This is a genomic window from Nocardioides marinisabuli, assembly GCF_013466785.1.
GTDB classification, from domain to species: domain Bacteria; phylum Actinomycetota; class Actinomycetes; order Propionibacteriales; family Nocardioidaceae; genus Nocardioides; species Nocardioides marinisabuli.
Window position 1 is genome coordinate 1,424,642 of the sequence record NZ_CP059163.1, and the last position, 26,844, is coordinate 1,451,485.

The window sequence follows — 26,844 nt, forward strand, 5'->3', positions numbered from 1 at the left end:
GGGTGGGGGCCATGAGCCTCACCGTCCTGGTCACCGGCGCCACCGGCTTCGTCGGTCGTCGCCTCGTCCCCGCCCTCCTCGAGGCCGGCCACGAGGTCAAGGCGATGACGCGGCACCCCGACACCTACCAGGGCGAGGGCGAGGCCGTCTTCGGCGACGTCGACGACCCGGGCTCGCTGGCAGAGCCCCTCGCCGGCGTCGACGTGGCGATCTACCTGGTGCACTCCCTCGACGACAACGACTTCGAGCGCAAGGACGCCGAGGCCGCGAAGGCCTTCGCCCTGGCCGCCGCCGCGAACGGGGTGCGCCAGATCGTCTACCTCGGCGGGCTGGGCAAGGAGGGCACGCAGCTCTCCCCGCACCTGCGCTCGCGCCGCGAGGTCGAGTCCCTGCTGGCCGGCTCCGACGTGCCGGTCACGGTGCTGCGCGCCGCCATCGTGGTGGGCGCCGGCGGCATCTCGTGGGAGATGACCCGCAAGCTCGTCAAGAACCTGCCGGCCATGGTGGTGCCCAAGTGGGCGGCCACCCGCACCCAGCCGATCGCGCTGCACGACGTGATCCGCTACATCGTCGGCGTCACCGGCCTCGAGGAGGCCTACGGCCGGGTGCTCGAGATCGGCGGGGCCGACCAGCTCTCCTACGTCGGGATGATGCAGGAGGCGGGCGAGGTGATGCTCGGGCGCCGGGTGCCGGTGCTCCAGCTGCCCGTCGGCACCCCGCTGCTCTCCTCGTGGTGGATCAAGCTGATCACCGGCGTCAACGCCACCACCGCCGGCAACCTCATCGACTCGATGGGCACCGAGGTGCTGCAGACCGACTACGCGATCCGCGACCTGGTGCCCGGCGAGCCGCTCACCTACGCCGAGGCCGTGCGCCGCGCCCTGGAGGAGGGCGAGCGCTGACGGCACGCCGAGCGGTCACTTGTGAACCCTCGAGAGGTCACTTCTGCACCTCGCGCGCTCCCGGCGCTCCGCTCCAGGCCTCGGTCTGGGTCAGCCACAGCAGGTAGCCCAGCGCGGGCAGCACCAGCACCGCCGCGAGACCGACCACGACCAGCAGCCCCTGCAGGGTCGCGGGTGCTCCTGCGGCCTGCACGAGGGTGACCTCGTCGACCAGCAACCAGGGGTACTGCGCCACACCCCAGCCGCTGACCACCGACGCCACGGCCAGCACGGCGCTCCACCGGGCGGGGCCGAAGCGGCGTACGGCGACGAGGACCACGGTGGTGAGGCCGGCGACGAACGAGAGCAGCACCAGGGGCAGCGCACGCCCCGTGAGCCCGGCCCACAGCATGGGGGCGTCGTCGTGGAGCGGCACCAGGGCCGCCAGCACCACCGCTCCGGTGAGCAGGCCCACGACAAGCACCCGCCGGCGCAGCGCAGCCGTGAGCCCGGCCTTCCCGGCCCGGGCCGCGTCGGTGACCAGGAAGACCCCGGCGAGGAAGGCGCAGGTGCCGACCGCCACGACCCCGCCGACCAGTGACGTCGTGCCCGTCCAGGACGCCCACGGGTCGCCCTCGCCGGCCGTCGGCACCCGACCCGAGGCGATCGCCCCGGCGACGGTGCCGAGGAAGAACGGCGTGACCACGGACGAGACGGCGAAGACCACGCCGAAGAACCGGGCCTGGGCCACCGTGGCGGCGTACTTGCGGAAGGCGAACGCCGAGCCGCGCAGCACGATGCCGACCAGGGCCAGGACCAACGGGACCGCCAACGTGGTCGCCACCGCGGCGAAGGTCGAGGGGAAGCCGGTCCACCACACGACGAGCACGAAGATCAGCCAGACGTGGTTGGCCTCCCAGACCGGGCCGATGCTGTGGTCGACCTGGCGGCGCAGCTCGGCGCCTCGCCGGGTCCCGCCCGCCGTGAGGTCGTAGAAGCCGGAGCCGAAGTCGGCCCCGCCCAGCACGGAGTAGGCGACCACCCCGGTGAACAGGGCCGCGGCGACCGCGATCTCGAGGCTCATCGGCGCAGCTCCTCCGCAGGCTCCAGCTCGGGACCGTAGGGGCTCGGCAGGCTCTCGTCGCCCTCGCGCCAGCGGCGGGCCATCGAGCGCAGCACCAGCACCGCGCCGATCGTCATCGCGGCGTACAGGACCGCGGAGGCGCCCAGCACCCACCACAGCGCGGTGGAGGCGTTGCCCGCGGCCTCGGTCGTGCGCATCACCCCGTAGACCACCCACGGCTGGCGGCCCACCTCGGTGGCGATCCACCCGGCCTCGAGCGCCACCACGGCCAACGGCCCGGCCGCCACCGCGGCCCGCAGGAGCCAGGTGCCGCCACGCGTCTCCGAGCGCAGGAGGTCGTGCCCGCGCCAACGCGCGACCCAGTACACCAGCGCGAGCAGCGCCAGCGCGGTGCCGATGCCGACCATCGACTGGAAGGCCAGGTGCGTGATGTTGACCGGGGGCTGCTCGTCGAGCGGGATGGTGTCGAGACCCTGGACCGGGGCCGTCAGCGAGTTCCGCGCGATCAGGGAGCCCAGGTAGGGGATGTCGATCGACCAGCGTGCCTCCCCGTCGACCAGCAACCCGCCGAGCCGCAACGGCGAGGGGCTCTCGGTCTCCGTGGCGAGCTCGAAGGCGGCCAGCTTGGCGGGCTGCGTGTCGGCCAGGCGCGAGCCGAGCAGGTGCCCGATGGCCGGCTGCAGGAGCGCCGCCACCGAGGCGAAGGCGAAGGGCACCGTGAAACCGAGCCGGTGGTGCCGGTCGCGCCGGCCCCGCAGCATGCCAGCGGCGTACACCGCGGCGACCGAGAAGCCGGCGACCATGAACGCAGCCACCCACATGTGCAGGAACTGCCACAGCACGCCGCTGTTGAACATCGCGGCCCACGGGTCGACGTCGGTGACCTCGCCGTCGACGATGCGGAAGCCGGTCGGGTTGTTCATCCACCCGTTCACCGCCAGCACGCTGAAGGTGCCGGCGATGCCGGTCAGGGCCATCGGCACCAGCATCAGCAGGTGCCGGCGCGGGGGGATCCGTCCCCAGCCGTAAAGGTAGATGCCCAGGAAGATCGCCTCGAGGAAGAAGGCGACCCCCTCGAAGGCGAACGGCAGCCCCAGCACGTCTCCGAAGCGGCCCATCAGCCCGGGCCACAGCAGGCCCATCTCGAAGCTCAGGACGGTGCCGGAGACCGCACCGATCGCGAAGAGCACCGCTGAGACCTTGGCCCAGCGCCGGGCGAGCACGAGCGCGAGCGGGTCGTCGCGGTAGACCCCGCGCCAGTGCATCACCAGGATCATGGTGGGGAACGCGACGCCGAAGCAGGCCAGCACGATGTGCCAGCCCAACGAGAGGGCCATCTGCTGGCGCGCGGGCAGGAGACCAGCCGGGTCGGGGACGTCGGCCGCGAGGGTGGTCAGTCCGGTGAGGAGGTCCACGTCACCGACCGTACGACGAAGCGACCGCCGCACCCAGACTTTGTGAAGCGATTCACGAAGTCCTGGGGGTCGGCGCCCACCGGTGCAGAGGTGACTGCTCGGTGGTTCACAAGTGACCGCTCGGCAGGGTCGGCCGGGGTCAGGACAGGAAGATCAGCGGCAGCAGGAAGAGCATCGACAGCGACCAGGTCAGGTGCGTCAGGATCGGCGCCAGGATGCCGCCCGAGGCGCGGCGCTGCAGGCCGACCACGACCCCCAGCAGCACCGCGGCGAAGCCGAGCATCACGTTGCCGGTGGCCAGGGTCGCCACCGTGTAGGCCACCGAGGTCACGCTGACCGGGTGGCGCGTGACGGCGGCGTACGCCGCGCCGCGGAAGAACAGCTCCTCGGCGATGCCGTTGAGCGCGGTGACGACCACCAGGAGCGCGATCGGCGTCTCCTGGGTGTAGCGCAGCACCGAGCGGATCTGGCTCACCAGCGGGTCGGCGAACGGGATCTCGCGGATCACCAGCGCCCCCACGACGAAGACGCCGACGAGGATGGCACCGAGCAGGATCGGCGAGAGCACCGGTCGCCGCAGCCCCTCGCCGCGCGCGATCCGGCCCAGGTGCAGCGGGCCGGAGGCGAAGGCGCCGACGGTCCACACCGCCGCGAGCACCAGGGTCAGCAGGTAGAAGGCCTGGCTGCCCGGGTCGGTGCGCAGCGTGAAGCCGAGGACGACCGCCCCGACGAGGACGAACCCGATGGTCACGAGCTGGCGGCGGCGCAGCGCTGCAGGGGTCTGGCGCTGGTCGCGCGGCACCATCTCCCACAGGCTGCGGCGTACGAACTCGCGCACCGGGCTCATCCTCTCGTCAGGTGGTTCAGCGCACCCCTGCGCTGAAGCTGGCTGCGTTGTGCGAGCCGGCCCCGGAGGGTCGGCCCTGGCCGCCGCGACGGGCGCCGGGCTTGGCACCCTGCTTGGCGGCGGGCTTGGAGCCGGGCTTGCCGCCCTGGCGCTGGCCGCCGCCCTGCGGGCCACGGCCGCCACCCTGGCCACCGCCCTGGCCGCCGCCCGAGCGACGACGGTTGCGGTTGCGGCCGCCACCCCCGCCGGTCGAGCCGCCGCCACCGGTGGAGCCGGTGGCCGGGCGCGGGGCCTCGACGACGATGCCGCCCGGCACCAGCACCCGCTCGCCGGGGGCGAGCTGGGAGAGGACCGGGTGGCCGAGGGCGTCGACGCGGGTGATGGTCGGCTTGATGCCGGCGGCCCGGGTCAGGTCGCGCACGTCGCGCTCCTGCTCGGGGGTCATCAGGGTGATGACGGTGCCGGCGGCACCGGCGCGGGCGGTGCGACCCGAGCGGTGCAGGTAGGCCTTGTGCTCGGCCGGCGGGTCGGCGTGCACGACGAGCGAGACGTCGTCGACGTGGATGCCGCGCGCGGCGATGTCGGTGGCGACCAGGGTGGTGGCCTTGCCCGAGTGGAAGGCGTCCATGTTGCGGGTACGCGCATTCTGGCTCAGGTTGCCGTGCAGCTCGACCGACGGCACACCGCTCTTGTTGAGCTGGCGAGCCAGCGCCTTGGCGCCGTGCTTGGTGCGGGTGAAGACGACCGTGCGGCCGGGGGCGCTGGTCAGGTCGACCAGCACCGGCACCCGGTGCTCGCGCGGCAGGCGCAGCACGTGGTGGTCCATCTTGACGACCGGCGACTGCGCCGAGTCGGCCTGGTGGGTCACCGGCTGGCTCAGGTAGCGCTTGACCAGCACGTCGATCGCGTTGTCGAGGGTGGCCGAGAAGAGCAGGCGCTGGCCCTCGCGCGGCGTGGCGTCGAGCAGGCGGCGCACGGCGGGCAGGAAGCCGAGGTCGGCCATGTGGTCGGCCTCGTCCAGGATCGTGACCTCGATGTCGTCGAGGCGGCAGTGGCCCTGCTTGATGAGGTCCTCGAGGCGACCGGGGCAGGCCAGCACGATGTCGGCGCCCCGCTTGAGACCGGCGACCTGCGGGCCCTGGCCCACACCGCCGAAGACGGTCTGCATGGTGAAGCCGTGCACCTTGGCCAGCGGGGCCAGGGACTCCTGGATCTGCGCGACCAGCTCACGGGTCGGGGCCAGCACGAGCGAGCGCGGGCGGCCGGCGCGGGCGGTGCGGCCGGAGGCGGCCAGGCGGGCCACGAGCGGCAGCAGGAAGGCGTAGGTCTTGCCCGAGCCGGTACGGCCCCGGCCCAGGACGTCGCGTCCGGCCAGGGAGTCGGGCAGCGTGGCTGCCTGGATCGGGGTGGGGCTGGTGATCCCCGCGGCGTCGAGCACGCGGGTCAGGTCGGTGGGGACGCCGAGATCGGCGAAGGAGGGTGAAGACACGTTGGCACTACTCACTGTTGGCGTGTCTCGCCAGAACGTGCTGCGCTCGATGAGACTCACAGCAGCCTCTCTCAGGAGAGGGACGCGGCGCCGAGGCGCGCGGGGGGCCCGAGGCAAGACTGGACGGGCTGCTCCCCAGCATAGGGGAGCAGCCCGGGACGACCTACTCGTCGCGCCGTGTTCCGCGCCACTACCGCTGCGCGGCGGCGCGGACGCGGCGACCGGGCCGCCGGCTACTTGGTGAAGCCGTCCTTGATGTCCTTGCCGGCGTCCTTGAGCTTCTCGACGCCGTCCTTGACCGAGGCCGAGGCCTGGTCGCCCTTGCCCTCGCCCTCGAGCTCGTGGTCGTTGGTCGCCTTGCCGACGCCCTCCTTGCCCTGGCCCTTGAGGTCCTCGGCCTTGTTCGACGCCTTGTCAGCGATACCCATGGTGTTACCTCCTGGTAGCAGTGGACGTGCCACCAATGAACCAGGCGCCGGGGGCCGCCTGCTCACCCCCGCGGATGCGGCGGTCACCGGAACTGCAGCACTCCGTCGTCGATCTTGTCGTGGCGGATGGTGCGCAGGTCGGTGAGGTAGTTCTGCTTGAGCATCCACGGCGCGCGGTCGCCCTGGCGGGGCAGCTGGTCGAGGGCGCGCACGACGTACCCCGACTGGAAGTCCATGAAGGGCCGCTCGGCGACGGTGGGGTCGCGGTCGACGACGAACATGGAGTGCCCGTGCTCGCGCATCTCCTCGAGCACCCGCACCGCGAAGTCGGCGACCAGGTCGGCCTTGAGGGTCCAGGAGGCGTTGGTGTACCCGATCGTGTAGACGAAGTTCGGGATGCCCGAGAGCATCAGCGACTTGTAGGCCATGGTCTCGTGCATCTTGACCTCGGCGCCGTCGACGGTGAAGCGGATGCCGCCGAAGGCCTTGAGCTTGAGCCCCGTCGCGGTGACCACCACGTCGGCCTCGAGCTCGGCGCCCGAGGAGAGGCGGATGCCGGTCTCGGTGAAGGTCTCGATGGTGTCGGTGACCACCGACGCCTGGCCCTTGCGGATCGACCGGAACAGGTCGCCGTCGGGCACGAAGCACAGCCGCTGGTCCCACGGGTTGTACGCCGGGCGGAAGTGCGTGTCGACGTCGAAGCCGTCGGGCAGCTGCTTGACCGTCTGGTCGCGGATCAGCTTCTTGCCCCACTCGGGCTTGCGCTGGAAGAGCTGGTAGGACACGACGGCCTCGAGGATGTTCTTCCACCGCACGACGGGCTGCTTGACCGCGGCCGGCAGCCGCGACAGCTTCTGGGCCACCGGGTCGGTGCCCGGGCGGGTCAGCACGTACGACGGCGAGCGCTGCAGCATCGTGACGTGCTCGGCGGTGCCGGCCATCGCGGGCACCAGGGTGATGGCGGTGGCGCCGGAGCCGATGACCACGACCTTCTTGCCCGAGTAGTCCATGTCCTCGGGCCAGAACTGCGGGTGCACGACCTCGCCGCCGAAGGCCTCGACGCCGGGGAACTCGGGCGCGTGGCCCTCGTCGTAGTCGTAGTAGCCCGAGGCGCCCCACAGCAGCGAGCAGGTGATCTGCTGCTCGCGCCCGTCGTGCTCGTAGGTGACCGTCCAGCGGCGCTCGTCGCTGCTCCACGAGGCCGCGCTGACCCAGTGGTCGTAGCGGATGCGCGGCTCGACGTCGTACTCCTGCGCCACGGTGCGCAGGTAGTCGAGGATCAGCCCGCCGTCGGCCAGCGCGGTGTCGCTGGGCCAGGGGCGCCAGTGGTAGCCGAAGGTGAACATGTCGGAGTCGGAGCGGATGCCGGGGTAGCGGAACAGGTCCCAGGTGCCGCCGCTGGCGCTGCGGCCCTCGAGCACCGCGACGCTGGTGCCGGGGACGCGGGAGAGGACCTGCGCGGCCGCACCGATGCCGGACAGGCCGGCCCCGACGACGAGGACGTCGACGTGCTCGACCTGGGTCTCGGGGGCAGGGGTGGGCTCGGGAGTGCTCATGGAGGAGCACGGTAGTCGAGATCGAGCCTTATTGACAGATGTTCAGCAAGAGGACGTGCGCACGGTCAGCGGGCGTACAGCTCGACGAAGCGGGCCAGCAGGCGCGGCGGCTCGCTGACCTTCGCCGCCCGGGCCGCGGCCAGCGCGTCGTCGAGCCCGCCGGGCGCGGTGTAGCCGTGGTCGCGGTAGATCGTCAGGCGGTGCACCAGGCCCTCGACGTCGAGCTCGGGGTGGAACTGGGTGGCGTAGACGTGCCGCCCGATCCGGAACGCCTGCACCGGGCAGGTCGCCGACCCGGCCAGCCGCACCGCCCCCTCGGGCAGCCGGGTGACGGCCTCCTTGTGCCCCACGAACGCGTCGAAGCGCTGCGGCAGCACCCCGAGCAGCGGGTCGGCCACCCCCGCCTCGCTCAGGCGTACGTCGACCGCGCCCACCCCCTCGCCGTACGTGCGGTCGACCAGCCCGCCGCGCAGCGAGCCGAGCGTGCCGATGCCGTAGCAGGCCCCCAGGAACGGCGAGTCCGCGCCGATCACGCGCAGCGCGAGCGAGCGCAGCTCGGCCTCGACCCGGTGCTGGGTCGCGGTCTTGGCCTCGGCCGGGTCGGAGAGGTTGAACGGGCTGCCGCCCAGGACGATGCCCGACCAGTCGGCCGGGTCGACGGGGCCGCCCAGCGCCTCGTCGAGCGGGGCCCGCTCGAGCCGCACCCGGCGCAGGTCGCGCTCGTCGAGACCGGCGCAGCGCAGCAGGGCGTCGTACTCGCCGTCGGCGGCGTCGTCCTCCGCGCGCGTGCCGAGGAAGAGGAAAGGCCGCACGTCCCGCAGACTAGTCGGCCTGCACCGCCACCCCGCGCTCGAGCAGCCCCTCGACGTCGGCGACGCCCCAGGCGGCCAGCGCCTCGCGGGTGTGCGCGCCGGCCCGCGGCGCCGGGGGCAGGTCGAGGGTCGCGGGGGTGCGCGAGAAGCGGGGCGCCGGCTGCGGCTGGACGATGCCGTCCTTGGTCACGAACGTCTCGCGGGCGCTGAGGTGGGGGTGGTCGACGGCGCGGCTGAGCGGCACGATGCCGGCCACGCAGGCGTCGGTGCCCTCGAAGAGCTCGACCCACTCGGCCTGGGTGCGCTGGGCGAAGGTCTCGGCGAGCAGGGCCCGCATCTCGGGGTAGCGCTCCATCTCGAGCTGGCCCGGGCACCGGTCCTCCAGGCCCAGCAGGCGCACCAGCTCGGCGAAGAACTGCGGCTCCAGCGCCCCGACGCTCATGTGCTCGCCGTCGGAGGTCTCGTAGACGTCGTAGAACGGGGCGCCGCCGTCGAGCAGGTTGGCGGCGCGCTCCTCCGTGAACGTGCCGGAGGCCAGGAAGGCCGCGCCCATCGCGTTGAGGTGGGCGGTGCCGTCGACGATGGCGGCGTCCACGACCTGGCCGCGGCCCGAGACCCTGGCCTCGAGCAGCGCGGCGAGGATGCCGATGACCAGGTACGTCGACCCGCCGCCGAAGTCGCCGACGAGGTTGCCGGGGAAGTGCGGGCGGGCCTTGTCCTGGCCCAGCCCGTGGAGCGCACCGGTGATGGCGATGTAGTTCATGTCGTGGCCGGCCGCGGTGGCCAGCGGTCCGCTCTGGCCCCAGCCGGTCATCCGGCCGTACACCAGCGCGGGGTTGCGCTCGTGGCACTGCTCCGGGCCCAGGCCGAGCCGCTCGAGCACGCCGGGTCGCATCCCCTCGACGAGCACGTCGGCGCCCTCGACGAGGTCGAGCACCGTGGCCACGGCCTCGGGCTGCTTGAGGTCGAGCGCGACGCTGGGCCGCCCGCGGTTGAGCAGGTCGTGGCTGCCGCCGGTGAGCATCTGCCCGCCGGGGCGCTCGACCCGGATCACGTCGGCGCCGAGGTCGGCCAGGATCATGCAGGCGTGCGGACCCGGCCCGATCCCCGCGATCTCGACGACCTTGATGCCCGCCAGCGGACCTGTTCCCTTGCCCAGCTCGATGCTCATGGCAGGCATCCTGACAGCATCGCTGTCACGGTGCCAGGGGGAGTTTCATCGGGTACCCGATGAACCTGGTGCCGGGACCATGAACCTTCATGGTCCCGGCGAGAGCTCCATCGGGTGCCCGATGAAACTCCCGCGGGCCGGCTCAGCGCCGGCGGGCCCAGGCCAGGTAGCCGGGGACGTCGTCGGTCATCACGCCGTCGACGCCGTAGCGCCGCAGCCGCGCCCAGTCGCGGGGCGACACGGTGTGGCGACCGAGCACCAGCAGGCCGGCCTCGCGCAGCGCCTGCACCCGGTGGCGGGTCAGCTGCCGGGTCCACACGTTGACGCCGTCGACCCACTCGGTCGGGTCGCGGCGCGCCTGGAGCACCTGCGCCTTCCAGGACGTGACCACCCACTGGGTCTCGACGTCCGGCACCGTCTGCTCGGCGAGCTCCAGGGTCGGGGCGTGGAAGCACAGCAGCAGGGTGCGCTCGAGCATCCCGGCCCGGGCGACCGCGTCGCGGACCCGGGTCAGGGACTCGGCGCTCCACTCCGCGTCGGGGTACCGCTTGATCTCCAGGACCAGCTTGATGTCGGTGCCCGCGAGGTAGCGCAGGGCCGCGGCCAGCGACGGCAGCCGCTCCGCGCCCCGCGCCCCCCGGCAGTGCGAGCGCAGCCACGCCAGCGGTCGGGCCACGACCGGGCCGCGGCAGGTGGTGGTGCGGTCGAGGGTGGCGTCGTGCATGAGGAAGAAGCGCTCGTCGGCGGTCAGCGAGACGTCGAGCTCCACCGCGTCGGCGCCGGTGCGCACCGCCCGACGCAGCGCCGGGACGGTGTTCTCGGTGACCGAGCTGGTCGGCGCGCCCCGGTGCGCGACCGCCGCGTAGTCGCCCGGCTCGGCCGCGACCGCCCCACCCGGGACGCCCGGGACGCCCGCCAGGACCGCTCCCGCACCCAGCGCCACGAGGGCGCGCACCATCCGTCGCCCCATGTCCCCCGCACGCCCTTCGTCACGGCGCCCGAGCGGGCGCCGTCCGATCCCACCAGCCCCGAGGGCGCGGCGTCAGCCGATCGCCGTACCCGGCCCCTTTGTCCCGGGATCGAGGACTCGGCGCAGGAAAGCGCGGGTGCGTTCCTCGCGGGGCGCCGCGAAGACCTGCTGCGGGGGGCCCAGCTCGAGGATGCGACCGCCGTCGAGGAAGGCGACCTGGGTGGCGACGTCGCGGGCGAAGGCCATCTCGTGGGTGGCCAGCACCATGGTGGTGCCGGCGGCCGCGAGGTCGCGCACGATGCCCAGCACGTCGCCGACCAGCTCGGGGTCGAGCGCGGCGGTGACCTCGTCGAGCAGCAGCAGCGTCGGCTGCGTGCACAGCGCGCGTACGACGGCGGCGCGCTGCTGCTGCCCGCCCGAGAGCCGGTCGGGGTGCTTGTCGGCGTGCTCGGCCAGCCCGAAGCGGTCGAGCAGCTCGCGGGCCCGCTCGCGGGCGGCTCGACGGCCCAGGCCGTGGGCGTGGCGCGGGGCGAGCGTGCAGTTCTCGAGGACCGTCAGGTGCGGGAAGAGGTTGTAGGCCTGGAAGACCATCCCCATCCGGCGCCGCACCTGCAGCGGGTCGACCCGCGGGTCGGAGATCTCGCGGCCCTCGAAGGTGATGACCCCGTCGTGGATCTCCTCGAGCAGGTTGAGGCAGCGCAGCAGCGTCGACTTGCCCGACCCGGACGAGCCGATCAGGCACACCACGTCGCCGGGCTCGACGCGCAGGTCGACGTCGTCGAGGACGACCCGGTCGCCGTACGTCTTGCGCAGGCCGGTGACCTCGATCAGCGGCGCGCTCACAGGACCCCCGCCCGCTCGCGCTCGGCGACCCGGCGCTGCAGCCAGTCGGTGAAGCGGGCCAGCGGCACGGTCAGCACGATGAAGAAGAGCGCGACGACGACCAGCGAGGTGTAGTTGAAGTTGTAGGAGGCGTAGTCGCGGGCGGCGAAGACGCCGTCGTAGACGCCGACGAGCGAGACCAGGGCGGTGTCCTTCTGCAGCGAGATGAAGTCGTTGAGCAGCGGCGGCACGACGCGACGCACCGCCTGCGGCACCACCACGTGGCGCAGGGTGCGCACCGGGCCCAGCCCCAGCGCCCGGGCGCTGGCCAGCTGGGAGGGGTGGATCGACTCGATGCCGGCGCGGAAGACCTCGGCGACGTAGGCGGAGTACGACAGGATCAGCGCGACCGTCGCCCACACCAGCCGGTCGTTGGTGACGCCCTGCAGCTCCAGGGCTGGCACGCCGAAGCCGAGCAGCACCACCAGCAGCAGGGTGGGGATGCCGCGCATCACGTCGGTGAACGCGACCGCCACGATGCGTGCCGGCGCGAGCCACGCCGAGCGGGTGCCGCGCATGATCGCGACCAGCAGCGCCAGCACGAGGATGGCCGGCTCGGCGACCAGGAAGATCCGCACGTTGAGCCAGAAGGCCTCGAGCACCAGCGGGAACGAGTCCCGGGCGGCGGACCAGGAGAAGAACGTCCCCTGCACCCGCTCCCAGCCCGGCGAGAGCACCAGGGCGAGGCCGAGGAGGGCGAAGACCAGGACGGTGGAGAGGCCGGCGGTGCCCGTGCGGCGCACCCGCAGGCGACGGCGCTCGGCGCGCCGGGCGAGCTCGCGCTCGCTGGGGTGCCAGGCCCCGGAACCGGTCGGCACTACTGCAGCTCGGGCACGCCGACGACGTCGGAGAGCCACTCCTGCTCGATGTCGGCGAGCTCGCCGTCGGCCTCCATGGCCGCGAGCGCGGCGTCGACGCAGGTCACCAGCGGGTTGCCCTTCTCGAAGAGCATCCCGAACTCCTCCTGCTCCCCGCTCTCGGGCTGGAACTGGCCCACGATGGTGCTGCCGGGGATCTCGACGGCGGAGATGTAGAAGGCGGTCGGCAGGTCGGCCAGCACCGCGTCGACCTGGTCGTTGGCGAGCGCCTGCTTGGCGGAGTTGGTGTCCTCGAAGACCGCCGGGTCGACCTCGGGCTGGATGACGTCGCGGATCGCGGTGAGCGAGGTGGTGCCGGTCTGGGCGCCCAGGCGCAGGTCGGCGAGGTCCTCGAGGCTGGTGGCCTCGGCGCCGGCGGTGCCCTCGAGCGCCACCACGGCCTGCGCGGCCTGGTAGTAGCCCTGCGAGAAGTCGACGACCTCGGCGCGCTTCGGGGTGATCGAGATCTGGTTGATGTCGAAGTCGAAGTCCTTGGCGCCCGGCGCGTAGGAGGTGTTGAAGGGCACCCGCACCCAGGTGACCTCGTCCTCGGAGAAGCCCAGGCGCTCCGCGACGGCGTACGCCACGGCCGACTCGTAGCCCTCGCCGTTGGTCGGGTCGTTGTCGGCGAACCACGGCTCGTACGCCGGGCTGTCGGTGCCGACGGTGAGGGTGCCGTCCTCGAGCAGCATGTCGTCGGTGACGCAGCCGGCCGGGTCGACGTCGGCGGCGTCCTCGTCGGGCGAGGCCGAGGCGCCCGGGTCGGTCGCGGTGGGCTCCTCGTCGGCGGGCGCGCAGGCGACCGCACCGAGCAGCAGGGGCAGGGAGGCGAGGGCGGGGACGACCGCAGACCGGCGCAGCATGGGGGAATCGTAGGACGAACCGGGGCTTGCAACTCGTTGCATAGGTCGGGCACGATACGTCCATGGCCCTCGAGCACGCCCTGCTGGTCGCCCTGCGCGAGCAGCCGGCCTCCGGTCTCGAGCTCACCCGGCGCTTCGGCCGCTCGATCGGCTACTTCTGGCCGGCCACCCACCAGCAGATCTACCGGGTGCTGGGCCGCATGGAGGGCGACGGCTGGGTGCACGCCACGACCGTCGAGCAGACCGGCCGGCCCGACAAGAAGGTCTACGAGGTCTCCGCCACCGGTGAGCAGGCCCTCGCCGAGTGGCTGGCCACCCCCACCACGCCCCACCCGCTGCGCTCGGAGCTGGCGGTGAAGATGCGTGGGGCCTCCTTCGGCGACCGCGCCGCCGTGCTCGACGTCGTGCGCGCCGACCTCGCCGAGCACCGCGCCCGCCTGGCGCACTACGAGCAGCTGACCGCCCGCGACTACCCCGACCCCACCACCCTGAGCGACCTCGAGCTCGACCAGTACCTCGTCCTGCGCGGCGGGGTCCTGACCGAGCAGACCTGGGTCACCTGGCTCACCGAGTACCTGGAGGCACACGCATGAGCACCCACTCGACCGGCCCCTACCCCCACCTGATGGAGCCGCTGCGGCTCGGGTCGCTGACGCTGCGCAACCGCGTGGTGATGGGCTCGATGCACACCGGGCTCGAGGACACCCCCTGGGACGTGCCCAAGCTGGCGGCGTACGCCGCGGAGCGCGCGCGGGGCGGCGTCGGCCTCATCGTCACCGGCGGCTACGCGCCGACCAAGCGCGGCTGGCTCAAGCCGTTCGCCTCCGAGCTGACCACCCGCCTGCAGGCGATGCGGCACCGCCAGGTCACCGACGCGGTGCACGCCGAGGGCGGCGCGATCGCGCTGCAGGTGCTGCACGCGGGCCGCTACGGCTACCACCCGTTCATCCACTCGGCCTCCGACACCAAGAGCCCGATCACGCCGTTCAAGCCCTCGGCGATGTCGGCGCGCCAGGTCGACCGCACCGCGACCGCGTTCGCGAGGACGGTCGCGCTGGCCGTCAAGGGCGGCTACGACGCGGTCGAGATCATGGGCTCCGAGGGCTACCTGATCAACCAGTTCCTCGCCGAGCGCACCAACCAGCGCGACGACGCGTGGGGCGGCAGCGCCGAGAAGCGGATGCGCTTCCCGCTCGAGGTGGTGCGCCGCACCCGCGACCTGGTCGGCGACGACCTGCCGATCATGTACCGGATCTCGCTGCTCGACCTCGTCGAGGGCGGCCAGAGCTGGGACGAGGTCGTGACCCTGGCGCACCGGCTCACCGAGGCCGGCGTCAGCGTCCTCAACACCGGCATCGGCTGGCACGAGGCCCGCATCCCCACGATCATCACCCAGGTCCCGCCGGCGGCGTGGCGCTCGGTGACCGCGCGGCTCAAGGCCGAGGTGTCGGTGCCGGTGTGCGCCTCCAACCGGATCAACACCCCCGAGCTGGCCGAGTCGATCCTCGCCGAGGGCGGCGCCGACCTGGTCTCGATGGCGCGCCCGCTGCTGGCCGACCCCGACTTCGTCAACAAGGCCGCCGCCGGTCGCGGCGACGAGATCAACACCTGCATCGCCTGCAACCAGGCCTGCCTCGACCACACCTTCTCCAACAAGACCGCCTCCTGCCTGGTCAACCCGCGCGCCTGCCGCGAGACCACGCTGGTGCTGGCCCCCACGCGCGCACGCCGCTCGGTCGCCGTCGTCGGCGCCGGCCCGGCGGGCCTGGCCACCGCGGTCTCCGCGGCCGAGCGCGGCCTGGCGGTGACCCTCTTCGAGGCCCAGCCCGACCTCGGCGGCCAGTTCCGCCTGGCGATGGCGGTGCCCGGCAAGGAGGACTTCGCCGAGACGCTGCGCTACTACACCCGACGCCTGGTGGTCCTCGGGGTCGACGTCCGGCTCTCCACCCGCGCCACCGCCGCCGACCTGGCCGGCTTCGACGAGGTCGTGGTCAGCACCGGCGTCGAGCCCCGGCTGCCGGTGATCCCCGGCGGCGACGACCCGCGGGTCGTCTCGTACGCCGACGTGCTCTCGGGCCGGGTGGTGCCCGGCAAGCGGGTCGCGGTGATCGGCGCCGGCGGCATCGGCGTCGACGTCAGCCACTGGCTGGTCCACGACCCCTCCTCCCCCGGCCCCGACGAGCAGGCCGGCGTCGAGGAGTGGATGGCGCACTGGGGCGTCGGCGACCCGAGCCTGCACCGCGGCGGCCTGACCGAGCGCAAGCCGCGCGAGCCGTTCCGCGAGGTGACGCTGCTGCAGCGCAAGACCTCGATGATCGGCAAGGACCTCGGCAAGACCTCGGGCTGGGCGCACCGCGCCGTGCTCAAGCAGTCGGGCGTCATGCAGGTCGCGGGGGCGACGTACGAGCGGATCGAGGGTCGCGACGACGCCGTCGTCCTGCACGTCACCGTCGAGGGCGAGCCGCGCGAGCTGGTCGTCGACCACGTCGTGCTGTGCGCCGGGCAGGAGTCGGTGCGCTCACTCTTCGACGACCTGACCGCCGCCGAGACCCACCCCGGCCTGCACCTGGTCGGCGGGGCCGACGTGGCCGCCGAGCTCGACGCCAAGCGCGCCATCGAGCAGGGCACCCGCGTAGCCGCCGCCCTCTGAGCGGCCGAAGACCTACGGTGGGCCCGTGAGCTCGGGCACCACCGTCGGTCCTGCGACCCCGGCCACGGCCCGGCCGGCCGTGCGCGTGGTGGCGTGGGCGCTGGTGGTGCTGTGGCTGGCGGTCAGCGCCGCCGCCGTCCTCACCGGCGCGCGCAGCAGCACCTACGACGACCTGGAGCGCGCCCTGCGCGACGGGACGGTCACCGAGGTCGCCGTCGTGGGTGGGCTGACGGTGGGCGTCCGCGGCCGGGCCACGGTCCGGCTCGAGTGGCGCGAGGGGTGGCTCCTGCGCCGCGCCAGCGTCGAGGAGCGGGCGCCGGCTCGCGATGGGGCCGACGTACGCCGGGCCAGGGGCACCACCGTGGTCGCGGCTCCGGTCGCCGACCGGCTGCGCGAGCTGCAGCCGGGGGTCGAGGTCGAGCACCGGGACTTCGCCCCCTCGGGGCTCAGCGTGTGGGGGATCCCGGTGCCGGTCTGGCTCTCCTGGACGTTCCTGGTCGCCACGGCCGGCACGCTGGCGGTGCTCGCCGCGACACCCGGCCCCTGGCGGGCGACCCGATGGGCGTGGTTCTGGCTGCTCTGGACGCTGCCCCCGCTGGGCCTGCTGGCCTTCCTGCTCCTCGGCGGACCGAGCGGCCTGGCCGCCCCCGCGCCCGGGGCGCGCCGCCTGGGCGGCGGCTGGGCGTTCGTGCTGCTGCTCGTCCTGGGCGGCGGCACGGTGCTCGGCGGCACCTTCGTCTGAGGCCTGGCTAGGGTCGGGGCATGCCTGGTGAGGTCAACCGAGACGACAGCTGCCTGTTCTGCGCGATCGTGGCGGGCACCATCCCCTCGACGAGGGTCGACGAGGACGAGCGGACGGTGTCCTTCATGGACATCAACCCCGCCACCGACGGGCACCTGCTCGTCGTGCCGCGCGCCCACGCGGTCGACCTGACCGACATCACGCCCGAGGACCTCGCGGCCTGCGCGCTGACCGCGCAGCGGCTGGCCCGGCGCCAGCTCGACGTGCTCGGCGCCGACGGGGTCAACCTGCTCAACTGCACCGGCGAGGCCGCCTGGCAGAGCGTCTTCCACTTCCACCTGCACGTCGTGCCCCGCTACGCCGGCGACCCCGAGCGCGACGGGCTGTCGCTGCCCTGGCTGCCCTCCCCCGGCGACCCCGACCGGATCGCCGCCACCGGCCGGCGGCTGCAGGGCGGGGCCGACGGGTGATCCGCGACCTCACCGACTCCGAGGCCCGCGCCGCGCTGCCGCTGAAGTGGGGCGCGGTGCCCGAGGGCACCATCCCGGCCTGGGTGGCCGAGATGGACTTCGCGCCGGCGCCGGCGATCACCGCGGCGCTGACCGCCGCCGTCGGCCGCGGGATGCTCGGCTACTCCGCCTTCCCCGGCACCGCCCAGCCCGCCGACCTCGACGCCGCCTTCCGCGGCTTCGCCGAGCGGCACTGGGGCTGGGACGTGGCCCCCGACTCCTCCACCCCCGTCGGCGACGTGGTCGCCGGGCTGCGCCTGGCCCTCGACGAGCTCTGCCCGCCGGGCCCGGTCGTCGTGCCGCTGCCCTGCTACCCGCCGTTCCGCGACGTGGTCGCGCTGGCCGGGCGCGAGGCGGCGTACGTCGAGCACGACCCCGACCTCGACCACGACGACCCCGACGCGGGGGCCCTCGACCTGGCCGCCGTGGAGCGGCACCTCGAGGCCGGCGCCCGCACCGTGCTGCTCTGCCACCCGCACAACCCCCTGGGCCGGGTCGCGCGCCGGGCCGAGCTCGAGGCGCTGCGCGACCTGGTGGCCGCCCACGGAGCCCGGGTGCTGGTCGACGAGGTGCACGCGCCGCTGGTGCTGCCCGGCCAGGACCGGTTCGTGCCCTACCTGTCGGTCGACCCCGGGGCGGTGCTGGTCACCAGCGCCTCCAAGACGTTCGGCACCCCCGGGCTGCACGCCGCGCAGGTCGTGCTGACCGACCCCGAGGAGACCGCTCGGCTGCGCGCAGTGCCGATCGCGGCCAACCACGGCCACTCCGGCCTCGGCATGGTCGCCGGCGCCGCCGCCTGGCGCGACAGCGACCTGTGGCTGCACGCGCTGCGCTCCCGACTGCGGGTCAACGCCGAGGACCTGCGCGACCTGGTCGCCCAGCACCTGCCGAAGGCGCGGCTGCGACCGCTCGAGGCGACGTACCTGGCCTGGCTCGACCTGCGCGCCTACGGCGTCGCCGACCCGGCCGGCGCCGCCCTCGAGCACGGGGTGCGCCTGGCCCCCGGCCACGACTACCACCCCGGCCTCGACGGCCACGCCCGCCTCAACATCGCCACCTCCGAGAAGCGGCTGGTGCAGATCGTGGAGCGGCTCGCCGCCGCCCTGACCTGAGCGCGAGCCGGCCGGTTCGGACGAGCCGGCTCGGCGTACGCCGCACCGCGCCGGCCTCGGAGTACGCCGTCGCGCTCAGCGCTCCGATGGACTATGCGGAAGCGACCGGTCGAGGGTGCAAACCTGACTGCTCGGTGGTTCAGAAGTGACCGCTCGGCCGGCGGGGGGTCAGACCTCGAGGCGGCCCTTGCGGCGCACGAGGGGGCGCTCGGCGCGGGGGAGCCAGGTGCGGGTGACGTGGTCGACGACGTGCACGCCGGGGGGCGACTCGATGCGGTGCAGGCCGGGGACCTCGTGGCCGCGGCCGTCGCGCAGCGCGGAGTAGACCTGCCACTCGCGGCGCTTGCGGGGGGCGCGGGAGGTGTCGAAGTCCATGTCGCTCCAGTGCGCGAACTCGTCGCGGTCGAGCCACTTCAGCTCCACGCACAGGCCCTCGGGGGCCACGAGCCGGGTGGTCGACTCGGGGAACTCGCGCACCTCCCACTCGAAGGCCTTCACGAACGTGAACTCCGGGCCCATCGGGTAGATCCACGGCTCGAGGAACCGGAAGCCCAGGTCGAGCCAGGCGACCTGCTCGCTCTCCACCGACAGCGGGTGGCGCGGCACCGCGACGATGGCGTTGGAGTCCTCGAGCTGCCAGGACAGGTCGCGCAGGATGCTCACGCCCTCGCGGGTCAGCACCATGTCGCCGTCCCACTTCATCGAGTAGGCGGTGCGCACGTGGGAGAAGGACCAGTTGTAGAAGTGCGTGAGCGAGTGCACCGAGTCGGGCCGGGTGGCCAGGTGCTCGCTGCCGGCCCGGGAGACGCGGTGGGGATAAGACGTCACGGTGATCCGGTCACCGGCCCCGCACTCGTTGGCCACCTCCTGGGCCACCTCGGGGGTGCCGTCGTCGGAGAGGTTGTCGACGATGACGACGTGCTGGACCGCCTCCAGCATCGGCGGCAGCACCCAGGGCAGGTTGTGCGCCTCGTTCTTGAGCCGGAAGACGCAGGTCAGCCCGGGAGACAGCGCCCCGTCCTTCCAGGGCCAGCGCACGTCGTAGGCCGGGTCGCCCTCGAGGCAGGCGATGTCGGCGCCGCGCACCGGGCTCATCCGCGCTCCCGCCCCGCGACCTTGCGCAGCCCCCGGCGCACCGAGGGCGGCACCATCGCGCGCACCGAGTGCGGCACCTTGTCCACCGCGCTGGGCGCCCCGGGCTGGGCCCGCGCCCCCTCGCGGCGCGCCGCGTCGGCGGTGGAGCGGGTCAGGGCCTCCGCCTCGTCGTACATGTCGGCGTACGCCGCCCGCAGCTCGTCGAGGGTCGCCTGGACCTCGGGGGTGTCGCCGCCCTCGTCGGGCAGCTGGTCGAGCGCCTCCCAGGTCGCCTGGGCGATGTCGCGCAGCCGCCGGGGCACCTCGATGTCGTCCCAGGTCAGCGAGACGCGGCGCAGCGAAGGATCGATGAACTGGTGGACCTTGCGGATGTCGTTGGCCGAGGCCGACTTCACCGCGTCGAGGTCGAAGCGCTGCCCGAGGCCGAAGACCGGGACGGTCCAGTCGTCGAGCAGGTCGTGGTAGCGCACGAAGGCGCGGGCCGAGCCGCGGGTGCTGCGCTCGACGTGCAGCATCATGTTGACCCAGGCGGCGGTGCGGTGGACCTCGCTGGTGCGGGCGTCGTAGACGCGCTGCTTGGAGCCGACGACCTCGGTGACCGGACGCAGCATCGTGACGTAGCCGGCCTCGGCCTCGGCGCGCATCGCCGCCGAGCGCCACACGCCCAGGAACCAGGCCAGGCGCGGGTCCTTGACCACCAGCTCGGGGCCGCCCGCGACGAGCTGCTCCTCGAGCCAGGTGTGCAGGCGGGTGCGCAGCGGCTCGAAGTTGTTGAGCCGCCCGGTGTCGAACCACGCCGAGGGCCGCGCGTCGGCCATCGAGACGTTGGTGCGCTCGAGGAGCTCGTCGTGGAAGTCCACCACCCACTGCGACTCCGCGAACCCCTTGGGGTTGGTGTCGTCGGCCGCGACCTCCGGCGCCGGCACCGTCATCCCGAGCGTCTGCAGGGCGCCGGCCATGCTGCTGGTGCCGCTGCGACCCGACCCGACGACGAAGACGACTCGACGCTCCGGCGGGGCGGGGTCGACGAGCTGGGCGGGGGGTTCCGAGGGGGTGGGCGCGTCGACCATGGGCCTCAGACTAACGAGGTCGGCGGGTTCAGCCGACCGACCGGGTCTGCGCGGCGATGACCGCGGCGTACCAGTCGAAGGAGGCCTTGGGGGTGCGCGCCCCGGTCCCGTGGTCGACGTGGACCAGCCCGTAGCGCTGCGTGAGGCCGTGCACCCACTCGAAGCTGTCGAGCAGCGACCACACGTAGTAGCCGCGCACGTCGACGCCGCGCTGGCAGGCCTGCGCGACCGCGCGCAGGTGCGCGTCGAGGTAGGCGATGCGCTCCTGGTCGTCGACGGCGCCGCCCTCGTCGGGCGGCGTCGAGTACGCCGCCCCCGACTCGGTGACCACCAGCGGCGGCAGCGCCGCCCGGTAGCGGGCACGCAGGGTGATCAGCCACTCGCGCAGCGCGTCGGGCACCACCGGCCAGCCGATATCGGTGACCGGGTAGCCGACCAGCTCGCAGACCTCGAAGGGGATCGGCGACTCCTCGGGCGCCGCGCCGATCTTGATGGGGCTGTAGTAGTTGACGCCGTAGAAGTCGAGGGGCTGGCGGATCGTGGCGAGGTCGCCGGGGCGCACCGCCTCCTCGACGAGCATCTCGAGGTCGACGGGGTAGCGCCCCAGCAGCATCGGCTCGAGGAAGAGCCCGTTCCACAGCGCGTCGAAGAGCTTGGTGGCGCCCACGTCGGCCGGGTCGTCGCTGACCGGCCACATCGGGGCGTGGTTGTTGGCGCACCCGACCGAGGAGGCGCCGGCGGCGCGCAGCTCGACGACCGCGCGACCGTGGGCCAGCAGCAGGTGGTGGGCCACCGGCAGCGAGTCGAAGCCCATCTCGCGCCCGGGGGCGTGCATGCCGGTGGCGTGGCCCATCACGGTGGCCACGTTGGGCTCGACCACGGGGATCCAGTGCTCGACCCGGTCGGCGAGTCGCTCGCCGACCACGCCGGCGTACTCGGCGAACGCCTCGACGGTGTCCCGGTTGAGCCAGCCGCCGTCGTCCTCGAGGGCCTGGGGCAGGTCCCAGTGGTAGAGCGCGGCCATCGGCGCGACGCCCCGGGCGAGCATCTCGTCGACCAGCCGGTCGTAGAAGTCGAGCCCGGCGGCGTTGACCGCCCCCCGCCCGCTCGGCAGCACCCGCGACCAGGAGATGGAGAAGCGGTGCCCACCGACCCCGAGCCGGGCCATCAGGTCGACGTCGTCGCGGTAGCGCCGGTAGGAGTCGCAGGCCGGCTCGCCGCTGCTGGCGTCGAGCACCGTGCCCGGGAGGCTGGTGAAGGTGTCCCAGACCGAGGGCCCCCGGCCGTCCACGTCGGTGCTTCCCTCGGTCTGGTACGCCGACGAGGCGGTGCCCAGGCGGAAGCCCGGGGGCAGCACGGGGAAGGAACCTGTCACCGGCACAATGATGCCTGTGACCGTGGAGATCCGTCGGGGAACCGCCCGCTTCGTGACCCGGGTGCCGGGGCGACTGACCCGGCACTCCTTCTCGTTCGGGGAGCACTACGACCCCGACCGGCTCTCCTTCGGGCCGATCGTGTGCCACGACGACCACCTGGTCAGCGGCGGCGAGGGCTTCGAGGAGCACGCGCACAGCGACCTGGAGATCGTAACCTGGGTCGTCTCCGGCGCGGTGCGCCACGTCGACGCCGACGGTCGCGAGGAGGTCGTGCCGGCCGGGTCGCTGGCCGTGCTGTCCGCCGGCAGCGGGGTGCGCCACGCCGAGACCGCCGTGCCCGGCGCCGGGCCGACCCGGTTCGTGCAGACCTGGCTGCGCCCCGACGAGACCGGCACCGCGCCGTCGTACGCCGTCGCGCCCGTGGACCCCGCCATGACCGGCCTGGTGCCCGCGCCGCTGGCGGTGGGGGTCGCCGGGGCGACCCTGCAGGTGGCCCAGCTCGAGGCCGGCGACGCGCTGTCCCTGCCGGCCGCCCCCCGGCTGCACGCCTACCTGACCCGGGGGGCGCTGCTGCGCTCCTCGCTCGCCGAGCCGCTCGCGGCCGGTGACGCCTTCTGCTTCACCGACGAGCCGGCCCACCCGGTCGTCGCGGCGGTCGACACCCAGATGCTGGTGTGGACCTTCGCGAGCTGACGCGGGCCGGCCGGCTCGGCGGGTGGGTGGTCAGCGCTTCTTGGGCTTGCCGATCTTGATCACGAAGCGCGTCCTGACGTTCTCGACGCCGTCGCTGACGACCAGGACCACCTTGTACTGGCCACGGAAGTCGTAGCGGTTGATGGCCTTCTTGCCGCGCGCCTTGTTGCCGTCGCCGAAGGTCCACCGGTAGGAGAGCGGGTCGCCGTCGGCGTCGGTGGCCTTGACCCGGAACCGGATGGGCGACTTCGCCCGGGCCTTGCCCTGACCCTCGAGCGGCTTGGCGGCGATCCTGCGGACCTCCGGGGCCCGGTTGCCCGGCGGCGCCGTGACGGTCTGGGTGGCGGTGGCCGTCGCGGTGGTCGTGGCGGTCTCGGTCGGCTCGCTGGTCACCGTGGTCGTCGCGGTGGCGGTGGGCTGGCTGGTGACCGTCGTGGTCGCGGTGGCGGTGGGCTGGCTGGTCACCGTCGTGGTCGCGGTGGCGGTGGGCTGGCTGGTCACCGTCGCGGTCGTAGTGGCTGTCGCGGTGGTCGTGGCGGTGGCCGTCGTGGTCGCGGTCGCGGTGGTCGTCGCCGTCGCCGTGGTCGTGGCGGTCGCGGTCGTCGTCGCGGTCACGGTGGTGGCGGTCTCGGTCGGCTTCACGGCGCCGACCGTGTAGGTGCAGGGGCTGGTGGCCCGGTCGGAGACGTCCTCGGTGACGAGCAGGCCGCGCCACGAGGAGAGCTGGAAGTCGCTGAGCACGTCGCCCGGCTTGAAGGCCGGCTCGGTGCCGGTCGTCGGGATGTCGGCGGCCTTGAGCGTGATGGTCACCAGGTCGACGGCCGGGTCGAAGCTGCCGGTGAGCCCGGTCTTCAGGGTCGCGCCGTTGCCGTCGGTCAGCGTGTAGGTGCCCGGCGCCTCGAGCGGCAGCGTGGGCTGCAGCAGGGGTCGGTCGGCCTCGACGATGTACTGCACGCCCTTGAGCACGAACCCCCAGCGGAAGAGCTCGCTGGTGCCACGCAGGCCGCCCGTCAGCACCGAGAGGTCGGTGACCTTGATGTGGAAGGTGACCGCGTCACCGGCCGCGCTGCTGGAGAGCCACGCCTCGCGCAGGTCGAGCCCGTCGGGGTCGAGGGCGGGGTCGACCGGGACGATCAGCAGGTCGTTGACGTCGCCCTCGGGGTCGGTGAAGCGGGCGTCGTAGGTGCACTCGTCAGGAGACGGTGCAGAGGTGGCCGGACCGGTCAGGGCCGAGGTCACGGCCAGGATCGGCAGACCCACGAGGGCCACGCCGGTGGCGGTGACAGTGGCAGCGGACCGTTTCCAGGACCGTTGAGCAGGAGAAGGCGTCATCGGGGGGCTCGCTTCCGTTGGGGGAGGACGGCGTCGTACCCATGACCAACGGGACTTCACCTGGCGAGTGACCCTGACGGGCCGAGTGGTCTAGTCACCCGGCCCGTCAGGGTCGTCCCGGCCTCTGCCTCAGCGGCGCTCGCCGACCTTGACGAAGAAGCGCATGCGCGTGGTCTCGGTGCCGTCGGTGACGGTGAGCACCACGCGGTAGTGGCCCTTGCGGTCGTAGCGGTGCCCGGCCTTGCGACCACGCATCGAGTCGCCGTCGCCGAAGCTCCAGCGGGTCCGCAGCCGGTCGCCGTCGGCGTCGGTGGCGACCACGCGGAAGCGCAGGCGCTGCCCGGCCCGGTAGCGGCCCTTGCCGTTGCGCACGTCGACGTCCTCGATCACCGGGGCCCGGTTGCCGGTCTCGGGGGAGGTCGTCACCGTCTCGGTGGCGGTGCTCGTCGCGGTCGCCGTGGCCGTCGCGGTCGCCGTGGCGGTCTCGGTCACCGTCGCGGTCGACGTCGGCCCCGGTGCGGTCGCCGTCTCGGTCGCGGTCGCGGTGACCGTCGGGCCGGGCACGGTGGCCGTCTGCGTCGCGGTGGCGGTGGCCGTCGCGGTCTCGGTGGTGGTCTCCGTGGCCGTGGCGGTCGCCGTGGCCGTCGCGGTCTCGGTCGTGGTCTCCGTGGCCGTGGCGGTCGCGGTGGCCGTCGCCGTCTCGGTGGCCGTCTCGGTGGCGGTCGCGGTCGCCGTGGCCGTCGTGGTCTGGGTGACCGTCGCTGTGGCCGTCGGGCTCGCGGTGGCCGTGGGCTCCGGCTCGACGGCCGCACCCACCGTGTAGGCGCAGGTGCCCTTGGCGGTGTCGGCGTCCGGGACCAGCAGGACCAGGCTGCGGCGCGCGACGAACTCCAGGCCGCTGATCCGGTCGCCCTCGGTCAACGGGTCGAGACCGGCGGTGACCAGGTCCGAGGAGCGCAGGGTCACGGTCAGGACGTCCTCGTCGACGTCGAAGGAGCCGACCAGGTCGCGGGCCAGGGTCCGACGACCGCCGGTGTCGGCACCGAAGTCGCCGAGCACGAACGACTCGGTCGCGGTGGGGTCGCCGGCGAGCAGCCCGTCCTCGAGGATGCGGTAGGCGCCGAGGTAGTAGCTCGCGTCGCCCAGCGTGAAGTTGAGGTCGAAATACTCACCGGTGCCCTGGAGGCCGACCGGCAGCTCGGGGATGTCGGCGAGCCGGACGTGGAAGGTCACGGCGTCGCCGGCGTCGTCGGTGGTCAGCCATCCCTCCAGGATGTCGAGCGCGTCGACCGACAGCTCGGGCGTCGTCGGCACCCCGAGGACGCCCGAGGCGTCACCGGCGGGGTCGGTGAAGCGGGCGTCGGCCGGGCAGGAGACGGGGTCGACCACGCTCGCCGGCGCACCGGTCAGCAGGGCCACCGCCGCGGTGACGTCGACGAGGCCGTGGCCGGCGTCGAAGGAGGTGGGGGTCGTCGAGTCGGGGTTGCGGGTGTCGGCCACCCAGTCGCGCTGCCCGAAGCGGTGGGCGGTGTCGAGGAGCAGGTCCTCCATCTCCGACGGCTCCAGCCAGCGGCCGAGCTCGGCCTGGGCCGCCTGCTGCAGCACCGCGATGTAGCCGGCCACGTGGGGCGCGGCCATCGAGGTGCCGCTGATGGTGTTGTAGTCGGGGTCGGCCACGTCGAGGCCGGTCGCGCAGACGGGCAGGTAGACCCGGCAGGCCGAGGTGATGTCGGCACCCGGCGCGGCCAGGTCGGGGTACGTCGCGACCTGGCCCCACAGGCCCCGGCTCGAGCTCGGGTCGAGGGCGTTGTCCCGGCTCGCCGTGCCGGCGTCGTCGTAGTTGGCCACCGAGATCACGCCGGGAGTGGGGTCCTGGCTCGCGGGGTTGACCACGTTCTCGCTGCCGTCGCCCCCGTCGTTGCCGGCGGCCCAGACGACCGCCACGCCGGCGTCGACGAGCGCCCGCTGGACCACGACGTCGGGCGAGCCCTCGTCGAAGTCGCCGCCGCCGGGGCCCCAGGAGTTGTTGACCGCGGCGACCGGCGCGCAGGTCGACGGGCCGGTCAGCGCCCCCTCGCAGGGGTTGGCGTGGTGCTCGAGCACCCAGTACATGCCCAGCGTGCCCGACAGGATCGTGATCGTGGCGCCGGTGCTCACGGCCACCACGTCGGAGCCGGGGGCCGCGCCGCGCAGCTCACGGCCTGCGGAGTCGGTCACCACGCTGCCGGCTGCGATGCCGGCCACGTGGGTGCCGTGGCCGCCGACGGACGGCGTGTCGGTGTCGTTGACGAGGGTCGCGTCGAGCGCGCACGCGTCGACCGGGACGAACCCCTCGAGGACGTCGTGGCAGGTCATCTTGATGTTGCGCTTGACGCGCGAGTCGCCCTCGCCGTCCTCGAACATCGGGTGCGTGCCGTCGGTGCCGGAGTCGACGATCGCCACCGAGGCGCCGGTGCCGACGAGCGGGTCGCCGATCTCGTCGTCGTCGATGTCGAGCGCGCCCTCGTGCACCGGGGTGGCCCGGGTGGCCTCGTGGGAGGTGTTGCTCCCGAGCGAGACCACCTCGTCGGCCCAGTCGACGCGCGAGGCGCCGGTCTCGACGAGAGCCCGGACCTGGCGCGGCGTGCCGACGCCGACGGCGATGCCGACCTCGGGCAGCGCGGTGGTGCGCGCCATGCCGGCCAGGCGCAGCGCCCGCTTGGCGGCCGCGACGTCGCCGCCGGCCTGCACCATGACCCGCACGGGCTTGGCCGCCCCGACGGAGCGCAGGTGCTTTGTCAGGGCGGGTTGCAGCACGGGGCCGGTGGGTGCTGCCACGGCCGCGGCCGGGGCCGCGGCGGGCTCGGAGGCGGCGGAGAGGACGAAGGAGGCGGGAAGGACGACGAGGGCGGTGCAGGCCGCGGTGGCGGCTGCTGCGGTGCCCATCGCCCTGCGCCCGGAGGCACGACGGAGCATGGGTCTCGTTCCTGGAGGGAGCCGGGGGAGCTGCGCGGGCGGGTCACCCGCACCT

General features: G+C 73.5%; 24 protein-coding genes. 7 read left to right on the forward strand and 17 right to left on the reverse strand.

The window, feature by feature from the left end; genetic code table 11:
* Window positions 1-11 precede the first annotated feature (11 nt).
* Window positions 12-902 carry an NAD(P)H-binding protein gene (locus tag H0S66_RS06915; RefSeq protein WP_179614735.1) on the forward strand — a complete coding sequence of 297 codons (891 nt, stop codon included), beginning with the start codon at window positions 12-14 and terminating at the stop codon, window positions 900-902.
* 37 nt (window positions 903-939) lie between these two features.
* Here H0S66_RS06915 and H0S66_RS06920 read toward each other — a convergent pair whose 3' ends face one another.
* The 12 genes from H0S66_RS06920 to H0S66_RS06975 all read right to left on the reverse strand — a co-directional run bounded on the left by H0S66_RS06920 (window position 940) and on the right by H0S66_RS06975 (window position 13,255).
* A complete protein-coding gene (locus H0S66_RS06920) occupies window positions 940-1,965 on the reverse strand; it encodes a cytochrome d ubiquinol oxidase subunit II (RefSeq protein ID WP_179614736.1) in 1,026 nt (341 codons plus the stop codon).
* Window positions 1,962-3,380: a cytochrome ubiquinol oxidase subunit I gene (locus H0S66_RS06925; protein ID WP_258017135.1), complete on the reverse strand. Its 1,419-nt coding sequence runs from the start codon at window positions 3,378-3,380 to the stop codon at window positions 1,962-1,964. The genes H0S66_RS06920 and H0S66_RS06925 overlap by 4 nt, the downstream gene beginning before the upstream one ends.
* Before the next feature lie 139 nt (window positions 3,381-3,519).
* Window positions 3,520-4,227, reverse strand: coding sequence for a CPBP family intramembrane glutamic endopeptidase (locus tag H0S66_RS06930; protein WP_179614737.1), 708 nt, complete (start codon window positions 4,225-4,227; stop codon window positions 3,520-3,522).
* Window positions 4,228-4,243: 16 nt separating this feature from the next.
* A complete protein-coding gene (locus H0S66_RS06935; protein WP_179614738.1) occupies window positions 4,244-5,716 on the reverse strand; it encodes a DEAD/DEAH box helicase in 1,473 nt (490 codons plus the stop codon).
* Between the two features lie 233 nt (window positions 5,717-5,949).
* Complete coding sequence (locus H0S66_RS06940) at window positions 5,950-6,144, reverse strand: CsbD family protein (RefSeq protein WP_179614739.1); 195 nt, start codon at window positions 6,142-6,144, stop codon at window positions 5,950-5,952.
* Window positions 6,145-6,227: 83 nt separating this feature from the next.
* Complete coding sequence (locus H0S66_RS06945; RefSeq protein WP_179614740.1) at window positions 6,228-7,700, reverse strand: flavin-containing monooxygenase; 1,473 nt, start codon at window positions 7,698-7,700, stop codon at window positions 6,228-6,230.
* A 65-nt stretch (window positions 7,701-7,765) separates the two neighbouring features.
* Window positions 7,766-8,512 carry a glutamine amidotransferase gene (locus H0S66_RS06950; protein ID WP_179614741.1) on the reverse strand — a complete coding sequence of 249 codons (747 nt, stop codon included), beginning with the start codon at window positions 8,510-8,512 and terminating at the stop codon, window positions 7,766-7,768.
* 10 nt (window positions 8,513-8,522) lie between these two features.
* The gene (locus H0S66_RS06955; RefSeq protein ID WP_179614742.1) at window positions 8,523-9,683 is read right to left on the reverse strand and encodes a CaiB/BaiF CoA transferase family protein; all 1,161 of its coding nucleotides are present in this window, start codon (window positions 9,681-9,683) and stop codon (window positions 8,523-8,525) included.
* Between the two features lie 142 nt (window positions 9,684-9,825).
* Complete coding sequence (locus H0S66_RS06960) at window positions 9,826-10,641, reverse strand: glycerophosphodiester phosphodiesterase (RefSeq protein WP_179614743.1); 816 nt, start codon at window positions 10,639-10,641, stop codon at window positions 9,826-9,828.
* An 84-nt stretch (window positions 10,642-10,725) separates the two neighbouring features.
* Window positions 10,726-11,496: an amino acid ABC transporter ATP-binding protein gene (locus H0S66_RS06965; protein ID WP_276529362.1), complete on the reverse strand. Its 771-nt coding sequence runs from the start codon at window positions 11,494-11,496 to the stop codon at window positions 10,726-10,728.
* Window positions 11,493-12,353 (reverse strand): amino acid ABC transporter permease, encoded by an 861-nt coding sequence (locus H0S66_RS06970; RefSeq protein ID WP_179614744.1) that lies wholly within the window; start codon window positions 12,351-12,353, stop codon window positions 11,493-11,495. The genes H0S66_RS06965 and H0S66_RS06970 overlap by 4 nt, the downstream gene beginning before the upstream one ends.
* The gene (locus H0S66_RS06975; RefSeq protein WP_179614745.1) at window positions 12,353-13,255 is read right to left on the reverse strand and encodes an ABC transporter substrate-binding protein; all 903 of its coding nucleotides are present in this window, start codon (window positions 13,253-13,255) and stop codon (window positions 12,353-12,355) included. Before H0S66_RS06975 ends, H0S66_RS06970 begins: the two co-directional genes overlap by 1 nt.
* A gap of 62 nt (window positions 13,256-13,317) precedes the next feature.
* On the opposite strand from H0S66_RS06975, the gene H0S66_RS06980 reads away from it, so the two are divergent.
* The 5 genes from H0S66_RS06980 to H0S66_RS07000 are packed head-to-tail and all read left to right on the forward strand — an operon-like array spanning window position 13,318 to window position 18,268.
* Window positions 13,318-13,848 (forward strand): PadR family transcriptional regulator, encoded by a 531-nt coding sequence (locus tag H0S66_RS06980; RefSeq protein ID WP_179614746.1) that lies wholly within the window; start codon window positions 13,318-13,320, stop codon window positions 13,846-13,848.
* The gene (locus tag H0S66_RS06985) at window positions 13,845-15,905 is read left to right on the forward strand and encodes an NADPH-dependent 2,4-dienoyl-CoA reductase (RefSeq protein WP_179614747.1); all 2,061 of its coding nucleotides are present in this window, start codon (window positions 13,845-13,847) and stop codon (window positions 15,903-15,905) included. The genes H0S66_RS06980 and H0S66_RS06985 overlap by 4 nt, the downstream gene beginning before the upstream one ends.
* A gap of 25 nt (window positions 15,906-15,930) precedes the next feature.
* Window positions 15,931-16,647 (forward strand): hypothetical protein, encoded by a 717-nt coding sequence (locus H0S66_RS06990; protein ID WP_179614748.1) that lies wholly within the window; start codon window positions 15,931-15,933, stop codon window positions 16,645-16,647.
* A gap of 20 nt (window positions 16,648-16,667) precedes the next feature.
* The gene (locus H0S66_RS06995; RefSeq protein WP_179614749.1) at window positions 16,668-17,117 is read left to right on the forward strand and encodes an HIT family protein; all 450 of its coding nucleotides are present in this window, start codon (window positions 16,668-16,670) and stop codon (window positions 17,115-17,117) included.
* The gene (locus H0S66_RS07000) at window positions 17,114-18,268 is read left to right on the forward strand and encodes a MalY/PatB family protein (protein WP_179614750.1); all 1,155 of its coding nucleotides are present in this window, start codon (window positions 17,114-17,116) and stop codon (window positions 18,266-18,268) included. Before H0S66_RS06995 ends, H0S66_RS07000 begins: the two co-directional genes overlap by 4 nt.
* 168 nt (window positions 18,269-18,436) lie before the next feature.
* Here the strand turns inward: H0S66_RS07000 and H0S66_RS07005 are convergent, their stop codons facing one another.
* From H0S66_RS07005 to H0S66_RS07015, 3 genes are read right to left on the reverse strand one after another with little or no spacing between them, the layout of a single operon-like run.
* Window positions 18,437-19,363 carry a glycosyltransferase family protein gene (locus H0S66_RS07005; protein WP_179614751.1) on the reverse strand — a complete coding sequence of 309 codons (927 nt, stop codon included), beginning with the start codon at window positions 19,361-19,363 and terminating at the stop codon, window positions 18,437-18,439.
* Window positions 19,360-20,433 (reverse strand): sulfotransferase family protein, encoded by a 1,074-nt coding sequence (locus H0S66_RS07010; protein WP_179614752.1) that lies wholly within the window; start codon window positions 20,431-20,433, stop codon window positions 19,360-19,362. The genes H0S66_RS07005 and H0S66_RS07010 overlap by 4 nt, the downstream gene beginning before the upstream one ends.
* Window positions 20,434-20,461: 28 nt before the next feature.
* Window positions 20,462-21,808, reverse strand: coding sequence for a GH1 family beta-glucosidase (locus H0S66_RS07015; protein ID WP_179614753.1), 1,347 nt, complete (start codon window positions 21,806-21,808; stop codon window positions 20,462-20,464).
* 16 nt (window positions 21,809-21,824) lie between these two features.
* Between H0S66_RS07015 and H0S66_RS07020 the strand changes: the two genes are divergently transcribed.
* Window positions 21,825-22,502: a pirin family protein gene (locus H0S66_RS07020; RefSeq protein ID WP_179614754.1), complete on the forward strand. Its 678-nt coding sequence runs from the start codon at window positions 21,825-21,827 to the stop codon at window positions 22,500-22,502.
* A 30-nt stretch (window positions 22,503-22,532) separates the two neighbouring features.
* Here H0S66_RS07020 and H0S66_RS07025 read toward each other — a convergent pair whose 3' ends face one another.
* Both H0S66_RS07025 and H0S66_RS07030 read right to left on the reverse strand, forming a co-directional pair.
* Window positions 22,533-23,771, reverse strand: coding sequence for a PKD domain-containing protein (locus tag H0S66_RS07025; RefSeq protein ID WP_179614755.1), 1,239 nt, complete (start codon window positions 23,769-23,771; stop codon window positions 22,533-22,535).
* Between the two features lie 192 nt (window positions 23,772-23,963).
* Window positions 23,964-26,789, reverse strand: coding sequence for a S8 family serine peptidase (locus H0S66_RS07030; protein ID WP_179614756.1), 2,826 nt, complete (start codon window positions 26,787-26,789; stop codon window positions 23,964-23,966).
* Window positions 26,790-26,844 lie beyond the last annotated feature (55 nt).

Excerpts from the sequence above, each read along its gene's own strand:
- H0S66_RS06985 (WP_179614747.1), top strand. The coding sequence starts at position 13,845 with ATGAGCACCCACTCGACCGGCCCCTACCCCCACCTGATGGAGCCGCTG.
- H0S66_RS06920 (WP_179614736.1), bottom strand. The coding sequence starts at position 1,965 with ATGAGCCTCGAGATCGCGGTCGCCGCGGCCCTGTTCACCGGGGTGGTC.
- H0S66_RS07030 (WP_179614756.1), bottom strand. The coding sequence starts at position 26,789 with ATGCTCCGTCGTGCCTCCGGGCGCAGGGCGATGGGCACCGCAGCAGCC.
- H0S66_RS06960 (WP_179614743.1), bottom strand. The coding sequence starts at position 10,641 with ATGGTGCGCGCCCTCGTGGCGCTGGGTGCGGGAGCGGTCCTGGCGGGC.
- H0S66_RS06980 (WP_179614746.1), top strand. The coding sequence starts at position 13,318 with ATGGCCCTCGAGCACGCCCTGCTGGTCGCCCTGCGCGAGCAGCCGGCC.
- H0S66_RS06940 (WP_179614739.1), bottom strand. The coding sequence starts at position 6,144 with ATGGGTATCGCTGACAAGGCGTCGAACAAGGCCGAGGACCTCAAGGGC.
- H0S66_RS07010 (WP_179614752.1), bottom strand. The coding sequence starts at position 20,433 with ATGGTCGACGCGCCCACCCCCTCGGAACCCCCCGCCCAGCTCGTCGAC.
- H0S66_RS06975 (WP_179614745.1), bottom strand. The coding sequence starts at position 13,255 with ATGCTGCGCCGGTCTGCGGTCGTCCCCGCCCTCGCCTCCCTGCCCCTG.
- H0S66_RS06995 (WP_179614749.1), top strand. The coding sequence starts at position 16,668 with ATGCCTGGTGAGGTCAACCGAGACGACAGCTGCCTGTTCTGCGCGATC.
- H0S66_RS06915 (WP_179614735.1), top strand. The coding sequence starts at position 12 with ATGAGCCTCACCGTCCTGGTCACCGGCGCCACCGGCTTCGTCGGTCGT.
- H0S66_RS07005 (WP_179614751.1), bottom strand. The coding sequence starts at position 19,363 with ATGAGCCCGGTGCGCGGCGCCGACATCGCCTGCCTCGAGGGCGACCCG.
- H0S66_RS06945 (WP_179614740.1), bottom strand. The coding sequence starts at position 7,700 with ATGAGCACTCCCGAGCCCACCCCTGCCCCCGAGACCCAGGTCGAGCAC.
- H0S66_RS06930 (WP_179614737.1), bottom strand. The coding sequence starts at position 4,227 with ATGAGCCCGGTGCGCGAGTTCGTACGCCGCAGCCTGTGGGAGATGGTG.
- H0S66_RS06955 (WP_179614742.1), bottom strand. The coding sequence starts at position 9,683 with ATGAGCATCGAGCTGGGCAAGGGAACAGGTCCGCTGGCGGGCATCAAG.